Genomic DNA, 19230 nt, shown 5'->3' with positions numbered 1-19230 from the left:
TTCAGACGCAGAGCAATTGGCTGTGGGCGATTGTGTCGCCGCAACCGATTTCTCCCGCATCGGCCGGATCGCCGCGCGCCTAACTCCCATCGCCTCAACTGCGGTTCTCCAGACCGTGTTTGTCGATTCGAAAGCAGATGCTATCAGCCGGGTGTCGTCCTACCTGTAGCTGTTTTGGGGGACACGAGAATGTGCGATGCACGGGGTAAAACCAGCCCTATGCTCGCGTACTTCCGGCTCGCCCCGTTGGCGGCGGGGAAGGGAGGGCTCGCCCGTGTGCCTGCGCGCCGTCGCTGCAGCGCTTGAGCGATCGGGCGAACGCGTCGAGGGCGAAGGACAGCTCCTCCTGGCTCACCGACAGCGCGGGCCGCAGCCGCACCGAGAGTTCGCCGCCGGGGAGCACGAGGACGCCCTCCTCCCGCAGCACATCGACGAAGGTGTCACGGAACGTCGTGGACGGCAGATCGAAGGCGCACATCAGTCCGCGCCCCCTGGCATTGGAGACCAGTCCGGGGAACCGGTCGGCCAGTGAACGGAGCCCGGCCAACAGCTGCCCGCCCAGGTCTGCGGCCCGCTCGATCAGCCGGTCGCGTTCGATGACTTCGAGCAGACGGCGCGAGCGGACCATGTCAACCAGGCCGCCGGCCCAGGTCGACCCCACCCGTGCGCTGACCCGGAAGACATGGTCGGGGACCAGGTCCACTCGTCGGCCGGCCATAACCCCGCCGACCTGGGCCTTCTTGCCGAAGGCCACCACGTCCGGCTCGATTCCCAGCTGCTGGTACGCCCACGGCGTGCCGGTCAGCCCCACCCCGGTCTGCACCTCGTCGAGCACGAACAGCGCGTCGTGCTCGTGGCACAGCCGCTGCATCGCCTGGAGGAACTCGGGCCGCAGATGCTTGTCGCCGCCCTCGCTCAGGACTGGCTCGGCGATGAAGCATGCGATGTCGTGCTGGTGCGCACGGAACGCCGCCTCGGCCTGAGCGAGCGCCACCCGCTCGGCCTCCTCGACCTGGGCAAGGTGGTCGGCCAGCGGGAAGCGGACCGCGGGCGTGTCGATGCGCGGCCAGTCGAAGACCGGGAAGCGCTCGGTCTTGACCGGCTCGGTGTTGGTCAGGGACAGGGTGTACCCGCTGCGGCCGTGGAAGGCGTACTTCAGATGCAGCACTTGCGTACCGAGCGAGGCCGGCCGACCGGCTGCCTCGTTCCGCCGGCTCTTCCAGTCGAACGCGCACTTGAGCGCGTTCTCCACGGCCAGCGCTCCGCCCTCTACGAAGAACAGATGGGGCAGTTCGGGGTCTCCCAGCACCCGGGCGAACGTGGCGACGAACTCCGCGAGTTCCGTGGTGTAGACATCCGCGTTCGAGGGCTTGTTGGCGCCCACCTTGGCCAGGAGCCGTGCGAACTCCGGGTCCTGCGTCACGTCCGGCGGGTTGAAGCCCAGCGGGCTGGACGCGTAGAAGGTGAAGAGATCGAGGTATGAACGTCCGGTGAGTTCGTCGACCAGCCAGCTGCCGTGACTGCGCTCCAGGTCGAGCACGAACGGGTACCCGTCGACCAGCAGATGCTCGGCCAGACTCGTGTGGACCCGGTCCGGGGTGATGGAACCTGCGCGGCGAAGAGTCATGGGGATTCCTTGCGTCTAGGGCGGGTCACCGTCGGTCAGGAGAAGCTGATGTTCTGGGCGAGAGCTACCTCGCCCGAGTAGTTGACGACGCTGGTCGACCGGCGCATGTACGCGTGCCATGCGTCCGAGCCGCACGCCCGGCCACCGCCGGTCTCCTTCTCACCGCCGAAGGCGCCGCCGACCTCCGCCCCCGACGTGCCCAGGTTGACGTTCACCAGCCCGGTGTCCGCACCCACGGCCGACATGAAGATCTCGGCCTCCCGCTGGTCCTGCGTGAAGATGCTGGCGGACAGCCCCTGCGGGACGTCGTTCTGCAGGGCGATGGCCTCCTCGAGGGAGTCGTACGTGAGCACGTACAACAGCGGCGCGAACGTCTCCTCCCGCACGACCGGGGTGTGTCCGTCGATCCGCACGACCGCCGGCCGCACATACGCGGCGGATTCGGCGGTCGTCGCCACCTGTTCGCCGCCGGTGAGCACCTTTCCGCCGTCCTGTGTGACCCGGGCGATCGCCTCCCGCATGGCCTCGAGCGGGGCCGGGGAGATCAACGGGCCGACGAGGGTGTCCTCCGCGAACGGGTCGCCCACCGGCAGTCGTTCGAAGGCTGCGGTCAGCCGGGGCAGCAGCTCGTCCACGACGTCCCGGTGCACGATGAGCCGCCGCAGCGAGGTGCAGCGCTGGCCGGCGGTGCCCGCGACGGCGAAAACCACGGCGGAGAGGGTCAGATCGAGGTCGGCGCTGGGGGTGACGATCGCCGCGTTGTTACCGCCCAGCTCCAGCAGGGAGCGCCCGAAGCGGGCGGCCACCCGCGGGCCGACCGAGCGGCCCATCCGCGTCGAACCGGTGGCACTGACCAGCGCCACGCGCCGGTCGTCCACGAGCGCCTCGCCCGTCTCCTGCCCGCCGATCAGCAGGTGGTGGATGCCGGCCGGGGCGCCGGTCTCCTCGGCGGCCCGGGCCAGCAGCCGGTCGCAGGCCAGCGAGATCAGCGGAGTCTGCTCCGACGGCTTCCACACCACCGTGTCACCGCACACCAGGGCAATCGTGGTGTTCCAGGACCACACGGCGGCGGGGAAGTTGAAAGCGGAAATGATGCCTACGACGCCCAGCGGGTGCCAGGTCTCGGCCATCCGGTGGCCGGGCCGCTCGGACGCGATGACCCGTCCGTACAGCTGACGGGAGAGTCCCACCGCGTAGTCCGCGATGTCGATCATCTCCTGAACCTCGCCGTACGCCTCGGCCCGGATCTTCCCCGCCTCCAGGGTGATCAGCTCGGCCAGGTCGTCATGGTGCTCCCGTACCAGGTCGCCGAAGCGGCGCACGACGTCGCCGCGGCGCGGGGCCGGTGTGGTGCGCCAGGTGAGGAAGGTGTCGTGGGCGGCGGCTATGGCCGCCTCCGTCTCCGTCGCGCCGCTGCCCTTCAGGCCGAACAGGTCCTCGCCGGTAATGGGCGTCCGGGCGTACAGTTCGTCGCCTTCCGGGATCACCACCCCGATGCGGTCCAGGCACGCGCGGGCACGCGCACGCAGGTCGTCCGTGGCGGGCAGGACGATCGAGGTCATGCATCCTCCTGAAGGGTGAGGCAGGCGCAGCCGGCCACGTTCTTGACGACCGGTGGCACCACCTCAGGCCGTGACGGAGCGGACAGGTAGCCCCCGGTTCGCGTGACAGGACAGCCTGTCGCGTGCGTCGTACGTTCCTGAGGCAGGGCGCAGGGGGCCCTGTTCGTACCGGCACTGGAGTTGTATAGATGCGCACCGACAGCCCGGCCAGCCAGGACAACGGCATCGACGCGGCGGACCGCCCCTTGTACGACCCCTTCTCCTGGGAGCTGCACGAGGACCCCTACCCGGTCTACGCCTGGATGCGGGAGAACGAGCCGGTCTACCGCAACGAAGAACGCGACTTCTGGGCCCTGTCCCGGCACGGGGACGTGCTTTCCGCACTGCGCAACCCCAAGCTGTTCTCCAGCCGTAACGGCATCTCGCTGGAGACCGAGCTGTGGGGCCCCGAGGCGTACAAGACCAGCTTCTTCCTCGCCATGGACCCGCCGGAGCACGGCCGGCTGCGCACCCTGGTCTCCAGCGGCTTCACCGCCCGGCATGTCACCGGCCAGGAGGCTCGCATCCGCAAGGCGGCCCGCGAGCGGCTGCTGCCGCTCCTGGAGCAGGGCGAATTCGACTTCGCCGGCGACTACGCGGCAGCCCTGCCCAACGACATCGTGTGCGACATGGTCGGCATACCCGCCGCCGACTGGGACCTGATCCGCGCCGACACCGACCTGCTGAACATGCGCGAAGACGGCGAGGAGAAGCGCCCGCCCGGATCCGTCCAGGCCGCCCTGCGCCTCGCCTCGTACTTCGTCGCGCACGTCAACGAACTGCGGCGCCGTCCCGGCGACGACCTCACCTCGCACCTTCTGGACGTGCGGGTCGACGGCCGGCCGCTGACCGACTCGGAGATCGTCGCCTTCCTCTTCCTGCTGATCACTGCCGGGAACGAGTCGACGGGCAAGGTCATCGGCAATGCCTGGTACCACGGTTGGCTGCACCCTGACGTGAAGCGGGCCGGCCTCGACCACCGGCCGGGCGACTGGACGATGGAGACCCTGCGCTACGACTCGGCCAGCCAGATGGTCGCTCGCACCGTCACCGAGGACACGGTGCTGCACGACGTCCTGCTGCCGGCCGGCGCCCGGGTCGCCCTCCTGCCCGCGTCCGGCAACCGCGACCGCAGGGTCTTCGAGGATCCCGACCGCTACGACCTGGACCGGGACACCGGCCAGCTGATCAGCTTCGGGCACGGCCCGCACTACTGCCTGGGCGCCGCCCTCGCCAAGCTCGAGATCAGGATCGCCCTGGAGGAGATCGGAGCACGCATCTCCGACTACGAGATCGACATGACGTACGCCCGCCGCGTGCACTCCCCGCATCAGCGCGGGTTCGCCGTCCTGCCGACGTCGGTGACTCTGCGCGCCAAGCCGCGCGCTCTGCCGGAGTAGGGCGCTCACTGATCGCGAGGGGGCCGCCCCCCGGCGTCCGGCTCCCCGGACGCCGAGGCGATGATCGCCGCAAGGGCCTCCGGCTGCTGCTGCAGGAAGTAGTGGCCCCCGCCGGGCACGGTCGCCAGGTCCACGGACGAACCGAAGCGCTCCCACACCCGGTGCCTGCGCTCGTAGCGCGGGGTCTCCGGGTCGTCCGTACCGACGACCACGGTGATCGGCGCCCTGAGCGGCTCCGTGCGTCCGCGGCGGGGCCACTGCTGGGTGAAGTACGCCTGGGCGGCTGCCGCGTCATGGCGGAACGCCCGCATGACGAAGGCGAGTTCGTCGTCATCCACCACTCCGCGGAATCCGCCGAGCGACTGCAGATAGCGCATCTCCGCCCGGTCGGCCGCCGGGCCCTCACGCCGCCGCCGCGGGATGCGGCTCTCGTAGAAGGGGTACGAGGCCCCGACGAACAGCCGCTCGACGGTCCGGCCCGAGGTCTCCAGGCACCGCACCACCTCGACGGCCAGCGCCACCCCGACACAGTGCCCGTAGACCGAGACCGGACCGTCCACGGTCTTCAGGATCTCGTCCGCGACGTCCCGGGCCACCTCGCCGAGCGGCCGCAACTGCGGATCGCCGCCGAGCTCGTGGCCCGGCAGCGCCACGGCCAGCAGCGTGCGGCCGGGGCCGAGGCTGGCCGCCAGGGGCTGGTAGCCGATGGCGCTGCCGCCGCCGAACGGCACGCACACCAGGGTGTGCCGTGCCGCCGGGTCCTCCGGGGTCAGCCGGAGCAGCAGGCTGGGCTTCTCGGCTGCTTCCAACGCCGCCGCCAGCTCCCGCACGCTCGGGTGCGCGGCGAGCAGCCCGACCGTGGCGCCCTCGATTCGTCGCACGGCCCGGACCGCGGTGAAGGAGTCGCCGCCCAGGTGGAAGAAGCTCGTCGTCACGTCCACGGCGGGCAGGTCCAGAAGGTCCCGGAAGACCTCGGCGATGCTCTCCTCCCGCGCGGAAGCCGGCGCGTCACCGGCCGTGGCGGCAACCGCCGGAGCGGGGTCGGGCAGCGCGCGCCGGTCCAGCTTGCCGTTGTGGGTCAGCGGCATCGAGGGCAGGGCGGTCACCGTGGCCGGAACCATGTAGCGGGGCAGAGCCGAGCGCAGCGCGTCGTGCAGGGCGGCCGTGTCGAGGCCGTCACCGGTGACGTACGCTGCGAGGCGCGATCCCTCGCGCACCGTCACCACCGCTTCCCGGACCGACGGCTGGGTGAGCAGGATCTGCTCCACCTCGCCCAGCTCGATCCTGTAGCCGTGGATCTTCACCTGCTGGTCGATCCGCCCGAGGAATTCCAGCGACCCGTCCCGCAGCCTGCGCACCTTGTCGCCGGTCCGGTACAGCCGCCCTCCGGGCCCCGCCAGGTCGTGCGCGACGAACCGTTCCGCGGTCAGCGCCGGGCGGTTGACGTAGCCGCGCGCCAACTGGACACCGCTCAGGAAGAGTTCGCCGGGAACCCCGACGGGCACGGGCTCCAGACGCTCGTCCAGGACGTGCGTGCCGGTGTTCGCGACGGCCTCCCCGATCGGGACCACCCCCGCCGGTGCCGGACGAGCACAGTCCCACCAGGTGACGTCGACGGCGGCTTCGGTCGGCCCGTACAGATTGTGCAGCTCCACGTGCGGAAGAACGGCACGGAAGCGTTCCACCAGCGGATGCGGGAGCGCCTCGCCGCTGCACATCACCCGGCGCAGGGCCGGCGCCTCGACAGGCTCGTCGAGGAAGAGCTGGAGCATCGACGGCACGAAATGCGCGACGGTGACGGATCGTTCGGCCATGACGCGGGCCAGATAGGCGCTGTCCTGGTGCCCGCCGGGCCGGGCCAGGACCATGGTGGCCCCGGTCATCAGCGGCCAGAACAGCTCCCACACCGACACGTCGAAGCTCAGCGGGGTCTTCTGCAGCACCCGGTCGGCAGCACCGAGCGCGAACGTCTCCTGCATCCACAACAGCCGGTTGACGATGGCGCGGTGGGTGACGACCACGCCCTTGGGGCGGCCGGTGGAGCCGGAGGTGAACAGTACGTAGGCGGCGTCATCGGGTCGGCCCGGGGACGACTGTGCTGCCCCCTCGGCATGATCCGCCGAGGTCAGGACACGCCGTGCTCCGGCCCGGACGGCCGTCTCCACGTGGTCCGGCGAGGCGAAGGCCACCGTCATTCCCGCCTCGCCGGCCATGAACGCCAGACGCGCGGTCGGCAGCGACGGCTCGAGAGGCAGATAGGAGGCGCCGGCCAGCAGCGCCCCCAGCACGCCCGTGACCATGTCCAGGGAGCGATCGGCGCAGACGCCGACGACCTGGCCGGGCCCCGCGCCGGCCGCGGCCAGCGCTCCGGCCGCCCGCCGGGAGCGGTCGAGCAGCTGGGCGTAGGTGAGGGTGCCGTCGTCCGCGAGGACGGCGACCGCGTCCGGGGTTGCCGCCGCCTGACGTTCCACCAGTGCCGCGAGGGTGAGCTCCGCGTCCGGGTAGGTCACGCTCACCGCCGGCGCGCCCGCCACGCGTTCCGCCGCCGCCGTCAGCACCTCGGTGATCGTCCCGGCGCCGGTGAGCGCCTCCAGGACGCGGTGGAGGTACTCCATCATGTCGTCGACCGTGCCCGGCTCGAACCGTTCGCGGTGGAAGACCAGCCGCACGACCGAGGCGGGCGCGGGCGTCACGATCAGGGTCAGCGCCTCACTGGTCTTCTCGAAGTCGTTCACCGAACGGATCGAGAACTGCCCGGCCAGCTCCCCGCCGCCGAGGGCGAGCGGGTAGTTGTCCAGGACGACGACGCTCTCGAACAGCGGCTGATCGCCGGGCACGCCCGCCCAGGACCGGATCTGCGCCAGCGGCGTGTACTCGTAGCGCCGGGCCGTGGAGTGCAGGGACTGCAGCTCCTGCAGCCATGCGGTCAGATCACCGTCCTGGGGCACGGCGACCCGGATCGGCAGGGTGTTGATGAACGACCCGACCATCTCGTCGACGCCCCGCAGTTCGGCGGGCCGTCCCGAGCTGGTGCAGCCGTAGGTGACCTCCGAGTCCCCGCTGAACCGCCTGAGCACCAGCGCCCAGGCAGCCTGCAGCAGGGTGCTGAGGGTGACTCGATGGCGTGCGGCGGCCGCGCGCAGCCGGTCCTCGAGGACGGCCGGCAGGTCCCTGCGGACCTCGTCCACCGCGCCGGGTCCGCGCCGCGGGTCGAGTCGCAGCAGCGGGCCGAGCCGCCCGCTGCCGGCGGGACCCGCCAGGGCACGGCTCCACCAGTTCCTGGCCGCCTGAAGGTCCTGGCGCTGCAGCCAGGCGATGTAGTCCCGGTACGGCGCGGGCGCGGCCGGCGGGGCAGCGCCCGCGAGGAGACAGCGGTACCGGCGCACGAGGTCGCCGAGGACGATCGGCACCGACCAGCCGTCGAGCAGCAGCATGTGGTGGGTCCAGGCGAACCCGTGGCGCTTGTCACCGAGCCGGATCAGATGCAGCCGCTGCAACGGCGGACGCTCCGGGTCGAAGCCCGCCGCCCGGTCCTCGGCGAGCAGCTGCTCGAACCTGGCCCGCTGCTCGTCCTCGTCGGCGTCCGACCAGTCGTGCCGCGACAGCGCGTCCGGAGGCCTGCGGTGCACCACCTGGAGCGGCTTGTCCAGCCCTTCCCAGTGAAAGGAGGTGCGCAGCGCGGGATGCGCCGCAACGACCTGCCGCCACGCCTGCTCCAGGAAACCGGCGTCGAGCGTGCCCTCGATCTCGAAGCTGCGCTGTGCGACGTAGGTGTCCGTCTCACCCCCGTACAAGGTGTGCAGCAGCATCCCCTGCTGCAGGGGGGACAGCTCGTAGACGTCCTCGACGTCGGTGTTGCTCACGGGGTCTCCCGGCCCGACTGCAGGCGGTTGAGAAGTCCGTCGAGCTGCGACCGGTCGACCCGGGCGAGCGGGAAGTCCGACGGTGTGTGCGTGGCGTCGCCGTCGGCCGCGAGGGCGCGCAGCTCCGCCAGGAAGCGCTCCGCGAGCCGTTCCACGGTCTCCCGGTGGTGCAGCCGGTGGTTGTACTCCCAGGTGACGGTGAGCCGGCCGCCGTTGACCGCGGCGCGCACGTCCAGCGCATAGAGGCGGCGGGCGAGCGGGCTCGCCGCGGGACCGGCGGGACCGAGCACGGTGAAGCCGTCCGTTGCCGGCGACGGCTCGTCGAGCTGGCCGGTGTAGGCGAAGACCAGCTCTGCCGGGGAATCCGGCAGCGGATCGTTGCCCTGGCGCAGCAGCTGCCAGCCGAGCCCTCCTTCGGGGACGGCCCGCAGGGTCTCCTTGACCGACTTCAGGGTGGTGGCGGGAGTGCTGCCGGGCTCGCTGACCAGAGCGAACGGGTGGACGGTGTCCAGCCAGCCGACGGTGCGGGCCAGATCGATGTCACCGAATACCTTTTCGCGGGTGTGCCGCCGCAGGTCGACCACGGTCCGTGGCCGGCCGGTCCATTCGCTCAGGGTGCGGCCCAGCGCCGTGAGCAGCAGGTCGTCGATCCGGCAGTTGTGCGCGGCGGGAACGGCCTGGAGCAGCTCGGTGGTCTCCGCCGAGCCGAGCCGCGCGACGACCTCGCGCGCGTCGGCGACCGTTCCGGGGCCAGGGTCGTCCGCAGCCGCTGTGTCGGAGGGCAGCACGCCGGATGCCTCCTCGACGAGATCCGTCCAGTACGGCCGCTGCGACTGCACCGGCTGAGTACCGGCGTGCGAGGCGAGGCGGCGGGCCCAGGACTGCCAGGACGTCGTCTTCGCCGGCAGTGCCACCGTCTGTCCGGCGGCCAGCGCCAGCAGCGCGGTCCGCAGATCCTCCACGACGATGCGCAGGGAGGTGACGTCTGCGACCAGGTGATGCGCGATCACCGCGAGACGGTCGGGACGCCCGTCGCCGAGCTGGAAGAACTCGAAGCGGATCAGCGGACCGACCGAGAGTTTGAGGCCCGCAGCCGCCTCGGCGGTCAGCTCGGTGATCCGGCGCTCCTGCTCGTCCGCGTCCAGGCCGGACAGGTCGTGCGCGGTGAACGGCGTACGGCCCTGGGGCAGGGCGATCCGGACGCGCGTCTGGACGCCGTTGAGCTGGAACCGCTGCCGCAAGCCGTCGTGGTGGACGAGGAGCTGTTGGACCGCCTCGCGCAGCATCTCCGGCGGGTAGGTCTCGCGCAGTTCGAGCAGCGTGGAGACGTTCCAGTGATGCGGGTCGGTGAAGTCCGCGCCACAGAACCAGCGTTGCGGCGCGGCCAGCGGCGACGGCCCGCTGACGACGCCCTGCTCGGCGTCGATGGCCGGGGCGGCCGTGGTGACCGCCGCGAGCGAGGCGACCGTGGGGTGCTCGAACAGGTCCAGCGGGGAGATCCGGATGCCGATGTCCTGTGCCTGCGCGACCACCTGGATGGCCAGGATCGAATCTCCGCCCAGCTCGAAGAAGTTGTCGTGCGGGCCGATGCTCTCGACGCCGATGACCCCGGCGACGATCTTCGCGAGGCTCTGCTCCACAGGGTTCTGCGGCGTGACGGCATCCTCCGGCTCGGCGGGGCGTTCCGCGGTGGGAGCGGGCAGCGCGGCACGGTCGATCTTGCCGTTCGGCGTGAGCGGCAGCGCGTCGAGGGGCACGAAGGTCGCGGGCACCATGTACGGCGGCAGCTCCCGCGCCAGGAACTCCCGGAGCGTCGCGGCGGCGGGTGCGGGGGAACCGTGAGGGACGACGTATGCCACGAGCCGCTTGTCCCCGGGCTCGGGCTCGTGCACGTCGACCACCGACTCGCTGATCTCGGGATGCAGGCTGAGGGCTGCCTCGATCTCCGCCGGTTCCACCCGGAAGCCGCGGATCTTGATCTGGGTGTCGGCTCGGGACACGAACTCCAGGTTGCCGTCCGGGCGTTGCCGGACCACATCACCGGTGCGGTACAGCCGCTCGCCCGGATGCGCCGGGTCCGGGTCCGCGACGAACCGCTGTGCGGTCAGCCCGGGGCGGCCGTGGTAGCCGCGGGCCAGACTGATCCCGCCGATGTACAGGTCGCCGCACCCGCCCACGGGGACGGGGCGCAGCCGGCTGTCGAGGATGCGCAGATCGGCCGAGGGCAGCGGGGTGCCGATCGGGAGGTTGGGCCAGTCGCGTTTCTGGTCGGGCGGGTCGAGGCGGAAGAAGGTCGAGCTTACGGTCGTCTCCGTCAGGCCGTACACATGCATCAGCGGCACGCCGAGCGGCTCCCACATGGTGATGCGGTCGGGGAGCACCCGCTCCCCGCCGATGATCACGAGGCGGAGCCAGTCCGGAAGCCGGCGGTCCTGGCGTCGCAGCGAGCGCGTCCACTCGTGCCAGTACGCGGTGGGCAGCTCCATCACCGTGACGCGCTCGCGCTCGAGCAGCTCCGCCAGATCGGCGCCGCCGCCCAGCATCGGTTCGGCAGGGATGACCACGGCACCACCGGCCAGCCAGATGGGGAACAGCTCCTCCACGAGCACGTCGAAGCTCGGCGAGGCGAACTGAAGGAACCGGTCCCCGCTGCCGAGCCCGAAACGCTCCACCACCTCACGGGCGAAGGTCACCAGCGAGCGATGCTCGATCTCGGCGCCCTTGGGGCGGCCGGTCGAACCCGAGGTGTACACCATGTACGCCAGCGACGCCGGGTCGGGCAGCGTGGGCAGATCGTGGTCGGGCCCGTCGGGGAGCGAGTCCATGCGCAGGATCTCGACCGGCCACCGGGTCCCCTGGGTGGCCGGCTCTCCCTCGGTGATCAGCACTCGCACGCCTGCGTCCGTCAGCATGAACGACAGGCGCTCCGCCGGGTAGGACGGGTCGAGGGGCACGTAGTAGCCGCCGGCCTTGAGCACCGCAAGGATCGCCACGGGCAGCCGGGGCGACCGGTCGAGCAGGATGCCGACGCCGACCTCCGGTCCGACGCCCCGCCGGCGCAATTCGTGCGCGAGCCGGTTGGCGCGCCGGTTCAGCTCCGCATAGCTGAGCGCGGTCCCGTCGTGCACCACCGCCGTGGTGTGCGGGGCGAGGGCCGCCCGTCGCTGGAACAGCTCCACGAAGCCGGGACCGCGGGCCGCCCCCGGAGCGGGGGCGGTCACCGCCGCGACCGGGGCGACGATGAACTCCACGTCACCGACTGCCGTGTCGGGCTTCGTCACCAGCTGACGGAGCACGTTGACGAACTGCGAGGCCAGCAGCTCCACTGTCTCGGTGTCGAACAGCTCGGTGCTGTACTGCCACTGCAGCGACACCGTCTCGCCGCGCGGCATGGCGAACAGCGTCAGGTCGATGGAGACCGGCCCTATGTCCATCGGCTCCGGCGAGATCGTCAGGCCCGGCAGCTCGAGGGTGCTCGCCGGCGCGGTCAGGACGTTGATCATGACCTGGATGAGCGGGGTCTGGGCCGCCTCCCGGCCGATGCCCAGCTGCTCCAGCAGCCGTTCGAAGGGCAGGTCCTGGTGGTCGTACCCCGCCGTCGTGGTGTCCCGTGCGGCATGCACCAGTTCGCGCAGCGTCTGGTCCTCGGAGAGCCGCATCCGCAACGGCAGCAGATTCGCGAAGCAGCCGATGAGCTGCTCGGTCTCCACCCGGTTGCGCCCTGAGATGGCCGATCCGATCACCAAGTCGTCCTGCCCGGAGTACCGGTGGAGCAGCACGGAGAGGGCGGCGAGCAGCACCATGAACAGCGAGACGTTCTCCCGCTCGCCGAACGTCTTGAGGTCCTCGCTCAGTTCGGGCGAGAGATCGATGTGGTACTGGGCGCCCGCGAAGGTCGGCCGCGCGGGGTAGGGCCGGTCGACCGGCAGCGCGAGCCGGGTCGGCGCGCCGTCCAGCGCCTTCTTCCAGTAGTCGAGTTCGGCGGCGATCCGCTCGTCGGTGAACTCCTCCGCCTGCAGGGCGGCGAAGTCCCCGAACTGGATCTCCGGCAGGGGCAGCCCGCCTGTCCCGCCGCTGAGGTGGATGCCGTACAGGGTCACGAACTCCCTGACGAGGATGGCCATCGACCACGCGTCGGATGCCGCATGGTCGGTCGTGAAAAGCGCCACGTGGGTGTCCGGGGCCAGCCGCAGCAGCTGGATCCGCAACCGCTGTGCCTCATCGGGCGCGAACGGGCGCACCAGCTCGGCATCGGCGCGCCGCCGGATCTCGGCCGACTGCTCCTCGGCCGGCAGGTCCGACAGGTCCACCAGCGGGGTCGGCACCGGCGTGACCGGCTGTACCACCTGCACGGGCGTACGGCCTCTGAGCTCGACCGTGGACCGCAGTGCCTCATGACGCTCGACGATCTCCGTCAGCACCTTGCTGAGCAGGGACAGGTCGAGGGCTCCGACGAGCCGCAGGGCTCCGCTGATGTTGTTGGACCCCCGGATCCGACCGGTGGTCCACTCGCGCAGCTGCGCAAACGACAGCGGTGCCGGCACACTGCGGTCGCGCGGCTTGATCCTGCCGTCCGCGACGGGGCCGCGCTCGGCCGCCATCTCGGCGAGCCGCCGCTCCAGCACCGCTCGCTTGTCCGGTGAGAGGGCCGCTATGCGGGCCTGCAGGTCATCGGTCATCGGTCCGCCACCGTTCGGGAGTCTTCGCGCAGCACTTGTTCGAGGGAGGAGAGCCCGGCCGTCAACTCGGCGGTCGTACCGCCGAAACCGAGCCGGGCGTAGGAGCGGAAGTCGTCGCCGAAGCACATGCCCGGCACGAGCAGCACCCGGTGCTCCTCGGCCAGCCGACGGCAGGAGCGCTCCACGTCGGGCAGACGGGGGAACTCCACGAAGGTCGTGACGCTTCCGTCCGGCGGGGTGAGCCGGACCAGGTCGGGCAGGCCGGCGGCCCAGTCCTGCAGGATCTTGAGATTGGCGGCAGCGTGCTCGCGCTGGAGCGCCACGATGCGGTCCGCATTGCGGACGGCCTTCTCGGCGAAGAACTCCAGGACGGGTGACACGTACAGCGCGATGTAGTCGCGCAGCACCGCCATCTGCTCGTGCAGTTCCCGCGGGGCCAGGCACCAGCCCACCCGCATGCCGGCCAGGCCGTAGCTCTTGGAGAGGGTGCCGAAGGAGATGACCTTCTCGTAGCGGTCGTGCGGCAGGCGCAGCGGGGCTGCCGTGTAGGTCATCTCGCCGAACGCGTTGTCCCAGACCAGCCACGCGCCCGACGCGGCCGCGATGGCGATGAGCTCGTCCTGCTCCTCGGCGGTGATCGACACCCCGGTCGGATTGTGCGGGAAGTTCACCACGATCATGCGCGGGCCCGAGGCGGCCAGCTTGCGCAGCAGCTCTATGTCGGGGGAGAAGCCCCGGTCGGCGCGGAGCCGCCAAGGGGTGATCCGGCAGCCCTTCGACCGGGCGATGTCGTACAGCTGCTGGTACGCCGGGTCGACGACGATCACCTCGTCGCCCGCCTCGAGCAGTGTGTGCATGACGATGTAGATGGCCTCGCTGGAACCATGTGTGACCATCACCGGGTCGACGTCCCCACCGGTCCAGCGGTCCGCCAGCGCGGCACGCAGCCCGGGCCCGCCGTATGCCTCGCTGTCGTGCAGCACCAGCGAGTCCAGCTCGCTCAGCTCGAACCCGCACAGCGCTCGAAGTTCCGCCACGGACAGGTCGCGCACGCCGCTGCTGCCGATATCGTGATCGACCTTGTGGTAGTAGTCGCGCATCCAGGCTTCCAGCTTGGCAATGGCGATGCCCATACGTAATTCCATCCCGTCGGCGGCCACTTCGGTGGGAAGTGCGAAGCCGAATTCGACAACTTCCCCAGCCTCGGTCAGTCAGCCTCCTTCACCGGCCCCGCGCCCGCATGTCGTTCTTTCATGTGACAACGCCGCGCCCACCTGCCACGGGTAGTTTCGGGGGCCACAACAGGGCTTTCACTCACCAGAGTTCAGTGAGGAAGAGGGGTCAGCCGGTGGACTTCGAGATCCGTGTCAATGACCGGCCCGTGCCGGACAGGGAGCGCGAGGCGATCCTCGCCGAGCCCGGGTTCGGCCGGATCTTCACCGATCACATGGTCACAGCGCGCTGGGACGAGGGGCTCGGCTGGCACGACGGGCGGCTCGAACCCTACGGCCCGATCAGCCTGGATCCCTCCGCCTCCGTCTTCCATTACGGCCAGGAGTGCTTCGAGGGCATGAAGGCCTACCGGCAGGACGGCGGCGGCGTGGCTCTCTTCCGGCCACGTGTCAATGCGGCCCGGTTCAACCGCTCCGCCGAGCGCCTGGCGATGCCCGGCATACCCGAGGCGACCTTCCTGAGAGCCCTGGAACTGCTGGTCACCCAGGATGCGGCCTGGGTCCCCGCAGGAGCCGGTGAGAGCCTCTACCTGCGGCCTCTGATGATCGCCACCCAGCACGAGCTGGGGTTCACCCTCCCCTCGCGCAGCTACCTGTTCGTCGTCTTCGCCTCTCCGGCCACCGCCTACTTCGGTCCCGGGGAAAGGCTCCGGCCGCTGACGGTGTGGCTGTCGGAGGACTACACCCGGGCCGCGCCCGGTGGCACCGGCGCCGCCAAGGCCGGCGGCAACTACGCCGCAGCCTTCGCCGCCCAGCGCCAGGGTGTGGCCGAGGGCTGCGACCAGGTGGTGTGGCTGGACGCGGCCGAACACACCTGGGTGGAGGAGATGGGCGGCATGAACATCTTCTTCGTTCTCGACGAGGGTGGCGGGAGCAGGCCGCGGATCGTCACACCCCCGCTGACCGACACGCTGCTGCCCGGCGTGACGCGCGACTCCCTGCTCCGTCTGGCCCCCGAGCTCGGTCTGGACGCCGAGGAACGGCCCATGTCGGTGCCCCAGTGGCAGGAACTGTGCGCTTCGGGGCGGATGACCGAGGCCTTCGCCTGCGGGACGGCGGCCGTCATCGCCCCGATCGGCCGGGTCAAGGGAGCCGGCGGCAAGGGGTGGACCATCGGAGACGGCGAGCCCGGTCCCGTCACCCGGCGCCTGCGCGAGGAACTGCTCGGCATCCAGTACGGTCGGCTGCCCGACCCGCACGCCTGGGTGCACAAGGTGTGCTGAGCCCAGCGACCGGATGTCGTCCTTTCATGTGACAGTACGCGGCGGTGCCGTCCGGGTAGCTTCAGCTCGAGGTCCAGCAGTGATCGGGAGACCAGTGAGCGCAGAACGCCGGGCATTCGCCGGCAGCCCCCGCGCCCCCTCGTCACTTCGGTGCGGCAATTCGGTCCCGTCCCACTCCCCATCCAGCTGCCAATTCAAGGAGCGCACGAAATGAATCCCTTTGACGATCCCGAGGGGACCTTCGCTGTTCTCGTCAATGCCGAGGAGCAGCACTCGCTCTGGCCGGTCAAGCTGGACATTCCGGCCGGCTGGAGGGCCGTATATGAAGGCACCCGGCAGTCCTGCCTCGACTACGTCGACGAGAACTGGACCGACCTTCGCCCCCTCAGCGCACGCCAGGACCCCGACATGGCCTCCGCCTCCCGCTGAGTCCGCAAGGGCATCGGCCGCAGGTCCGAGCAGAGAATCACAAGGTAGGGAGCCAGTGATGGGTAGCCTTCAGTCAGCCCGCTCGCCGCGATGCGTGCACGACATGGTCGCGGAACAGGCCGCGCGGACTCCAGAGGCGACCGCGATCAGCCATGGCGACCGCAGGCTCAGCTACCAGCAGCTCGACGCCGACGCCGACGCCCTGGCCCGGCGGCTGCGCGCTGCGGGGGTGCGCGGAGGCAGCGTCGTCGCCGTGATGCTCGACCGCTCCATCGAGCTCATGGTCGTGCTGACGGCAATCCTCAAGGCGGGTGGCGCCTATCTGTATCTCGACCCGGCCGAGCCGGCCGAACAGCGCGCCCGCATCCTCGACGACGCGCGGGCCCGCTTCGCCGTGACCGACGCGGGCACCGCGTCGCTGGCCGACGGTATCGAGCACGTGCTGTCGATCGACGAACCCGCCGAGGCGGCCGCCGCCGAGCCCGGGCTGCTGCCCGCCGCCGAAATCGGGCCGGACAGCCCCGCCTACGTCTGCTACACCTCCGGCTCCACGGGCGTGCCCAAGGGCGTCGTGGTGTCGCACCGCGCGATCTTCCGGCTGATCGACACACCCGACTGGATCGAGGTACGCCCCGACGACGTCTTCCTGCAGATCACCCGCGTCGGATTCGACGTGTCGACCTTCGAGATCTGGACCTCGCTGGTCAAGGGCTGCCGGCTCGCGCTCGCTCCGTCCGGACGGGCCGACCTGGACGAGATCGTCAAGACCATCCACGACGAGGGCGTCACCATTCTGTGGCTGACCTCGGGTCTTTTCCACAAGCTGGTCACCCATCACCTCGACGGCCTGGGCACGGTACGCCACCTCCTCGCGGGCGGTGACGTCCTCTCGCCCGACCACGTGCGCCGTCTTCTGGCCGCGCACCCGCACCTGACGTTCACCAACGGATACGGTCCGACCGAGAACACCACGTTCACCACATGCTGGACGACCCGTAAGAGCAGTGACAACGAGCGGGTCCCGATCGGCACCCCCATCCACGGCACCACCGCCGCCATCCTCGACGACGCGATGCGCCCCGTCCCGCCGGGCGAATGGGGTGAGCTGTGGGTCGGCGGCGACGGCGTGGCCACCGGCTACCTCAACAAGCCGGGCGCCACCGCCGAGAAGTTCGTCGCCGACATCTTCGGTCCGGAACCCGGCCGCCGCATGTACCGCACCGGCGACATCGTGCGGGAGCTGCCCGACGGCACCCTGGATTTCCTGTGCCGGGCAGACCGCCAGGTCAAGATCCGCGGCTACCGGGTCGAGCCAAGCACCGTCGAGACGGAGCTGCTCAAGGACCCTCGGGTCGAGGAGGCCGCCGCCCTCACCCACACTGACGGAGCCGGCGACACCCGGCTGATCGCCTATGTCGCCGTGAGCGGCCTGGGGGAGGAGGAGGCCCCGACGTTCGGCGCGGGCCTGCGCGAGAAGCTCGCCGCCGTCCTGCCCGCCCACCTGGTTCCCTGGGCGATCCTCGTCCTGCCGGAGATCCCGCTCAACGCCAACGGCAAGGTCGACCGGGGTGCCCTGCCCTCCGCCAAGATCCCGCGCAATGTGTGGAACGAGTACGTCGAACCGGCCGACGATCTGGAGCGCCGCCTGGCCGAGATCTGGAGCGACACCCTCGACGTCGAGCCCATCGGCTCCACCGACAACTTCTTCGAGCTCGGCGGGCACTCGCTGATGGCCGCCGAACTGCTCGCCGCCCTGCAGCGCGACTTCGCCGTCGACCTGCCGGCCCGGACGCTGTACCTGCGCCCGACGATCGCGGACCTGGCCGAGGTCCTGCGGCAGAGCGAGGGGCCGGGCTCACCCGAGTCAACACAGGAGGTCGAGGATGCCACCACTCGATGAATCGCCCGCCGCAGCGACCGCCCTGGCCGGCGCGTGCCCCGTGGTACCCGCCCAGCCGGCTCCCGGCTGCCCGGTCGGCAAGGCAGCCATGGGCCTGGCCGACCCCATGCTCTACAGCCACGGCGACTTCCATCAGCGCTGGGCCGAGCTGCGCGAAAAGGACCACCTCACCTGGGAGCAGGTGGACGAGAACAACGGCTTCTGGTCGGTGGTGAATTACCACGATGCCGACCAGGTGCTGCGCGACGCCCACACGTTCACGTCCGAGCGCGGCACACTGCTCAACATCCTCGGGGTGGAGGACCCGGCGGGCGGCCGGCAGATCGCGGCGACCGATCCGCCCCGGCACACGATCATGCGCGCCCGGCTTCAGAAGGCCATGGCCATCAAGGCCATCGAGCGTCAGGAGCAGATGATCCGTGAGCTGGTCCTGGAGGTGCTCGAGCCCCTGAAGGACGGCGGCCCGTTCGACTTCGCCGAGGCCATGCTGGCCCTGCCGGTCGCAGTCGGCGGTACGTCCATGGGGCTTCCCCGTGAGGACTGGCCCTGGCTGGCCACGCTGCTGAACTCCTCCATAGCCGCCGACGACCCCGAGTACCAGCTGGACGGCGGCACCCAGGCGACCCTCGACAACGCGCACCGCCGGCTGTTCGCCTACTTCCAGGACATCTATGCCGAGCGCCGCCGCAATCTGGGCGACGACCTCATCAGCGTCCTGATCACCACGGAGGTGGATGGCCGGCGCATGACGCCCGGTGAGGTGATGTCCAACTGCTACAGCGTGCTGCTCGGCGCCGTGGTCACCACTCCGCACTCGCCGAACTACATGATGGCCGAACATGTGGAGGACGGGCTGCTCGACACCTGGGCCTCCGACCTCAGCGTGACGCCCACCGCCGTGGAGGAGGCCCTCCGCATGGGTTCCCCGGTCAGCCACTTCATGCGCTACGCCGTGCGCGACACCGTCGTCCGCGGCACCCGTATCAAGGCAGGCGACGCCGTGGTGGTCTGGCTCGGCTCGGCCAACCGGGACCGTGAGGTGTTCCGGGATCCCGACACCTTCGATCTGCGCCGCAGGCCCAACAAGCACATGGCGTTCGGGATCGGCCCCCACTACTGCGTCGGCCACACCGTGGCCCGGGTAACCCTGAAGATCCTTTTCACCGAACTCCTCACCAGGTTCACCGACTTCGCCTACGCAGGGGAGAAATCCCGGCTCCGGTCGAACTTCATCTCCGGCTACAAGCACCTGCCGATCACCGCCCGACAGCGCTGA

At 70.5% G+C, this 19230-nt stretch carries 10 protein-coding genes; 5 read left to right on the top strand and 5 right to left on the bottom strand.

The annotated features are described in order from the left end of the window. Positions 1-217: 217 nt before the first annotated feature. Together lat and amaB are read right to left on the bottom strand one after the other, a co-directional pair. Positions 218-1627, bottom strand: a complete 1410-nt coding sequence (lat, locus tag ABD198_RS02940; RefSeq protein ID WP_343997699.1) for an L-lysine 6-transaminase — start codon at positions 1625-1627, stop codon at positions 218-220. A gap of 35 nt (positions 1628-1662) precedes the next feature. After that, complete coding sequence (gene amaB / locus ABD198_RS02935) at positions 1663-3189, bottom strand: L-piperidine-6-carboxylate dehydrogenase (RefSeq protein WP_343997698.1); 1527 nt, start codon at positions 3187-3189, stop codon at positions 1663-1665. Between the two features lie 188 nt (positions 3190-3377). Between amaB and ABD198_RS02930 the strand changes: the two genes are divergently transcribed. Further along, complete coding sequence (locus ABD198_RS02930) at positions 3378-4628, top strand: cytochrome P450 (protein WP_343997697.1); 1251 nt, start codon at positions 3378-3380, stop codon at positions 4626-4628. Between the two features lie 5 nt (positions 4629-4633). On the opposite strand, the gene ABD198_RS02925 is transcribed toward ABD198_RS02930, so the two are convergent. From ABD198_RS02925 to vioD, 3 genes are read right to left on the bottom strand one after another with little or no spacing between them, the layout of a single operon-like run. Continuing rightward, positions 4634-8491, bottom strand: coding sequence for an amino acid adenylation domain-containing protein (locus ABD198_RS02925; protein ID WP_343997696.1), 3858 nt, complete (start codon positions 8489-8491; stop codon positions 4634-4636). Continuing rightward, positions 8488-13170 carry an amino acid adenylation domain-containing protein gene (locus ABD198_RS02920; RefSeq protein WP_343997695.1) on the bottom strand — a complete coding sequence of 1561 codons (4683 nt, stop codon included), beginning with the start codon at positions 13168-13170 and terminating at the stop codon, positions 8488-8490. The genes ABD198_RS02925 and ABD198_RS02920 overlap by 4 nt, the downstream gene beginning before the upstream one ends. Continuing rightward, complete coding sequence (gene vioD, locus ABD198_RS02915; RefSeq protein ID WP_343997694.1) at positions 13167-14303, bottom strand: capreomycidine synthase; 1137 nt, start codon at positions 14301-14303, stop codon at positions 13167-13169. Before vioD ends, ABD198_RS02920 begins: the two co-directional genes overlap by 4 nt. 215 nt (positions 14304-14518) lie before the next feature. Between vioD and ABD198_RS02910 the strand changes: the two genes are divergently transcribed. The 4 genes from ABD198_RS02910 to ABD198_RS02895 all read left to right on the top strand — a co-directional run bounded on the left by ABD198_RS02910 (position 14519) and on the right by ABD198_RS02895 (position 19230). Beyond that, complete coding sequence (locus tag ABD198_RS02910) at positions 14519-15625, top strand: branched-chain amino acid aminotransferase (protein WP_343997693.1); 1107 nt, start codon at positions 14519-14521, stop codon at positions 15623-15625. A 210-nt stretch (positions 15626-15835) separates the two neighbouring features. Beyond that, on the top strand, positions 15836-16054 hold the full coding sequence (locus ABD198_RS02905; protein ID WP_343997692.1) for an MbtH family protein: 219 nt from the start codon (positions 15836-15838) through the stop codon (positions 16052-16054). A 58-nt stretch (positions 16055-16112) separates the two neighbouring features. Then, positions 16113-17954: an amino acid adenylation domain-containing protein gene (locus ABD198_RS02900; protein WP_343997690.1), complete on the top strand. Its 1842-nt coding sequence runs from the start codon at positions 16113-16115 to the stop codon at positions 17952-17954. Continuing rightward, a complete protein-coding gene (locus ABD198_RS02895; RefSeq protein WP_343997688.1) occupies positions 17938-19230 on the top strand; it encodes a cytochrome P450 in 1293 nt (430 codons plus the stop codon). The genes ABD198_RS02900 and ABD198_RS02895 overlap by 17 nt, the downstream gene beginning before the upstream one ends.

The sequence above is a fragment of the Streptomyces thermocarboxydovorans genome, from assembly GCF_039524635.1.
In the GTDB taxonomy this organism is placed as follows: Bacteria; Actinomycetota; Actinomycetes; order Streptomycetales; family Streptomycetaceae; genus Streptomyces; species Streptomyces thermocarboxydovorans.
The sequence above is the reverse complement of the archived record's forward strand: the minus strand, read 5'-3'. Positions and strand labels throughout refer to the sequence as shown.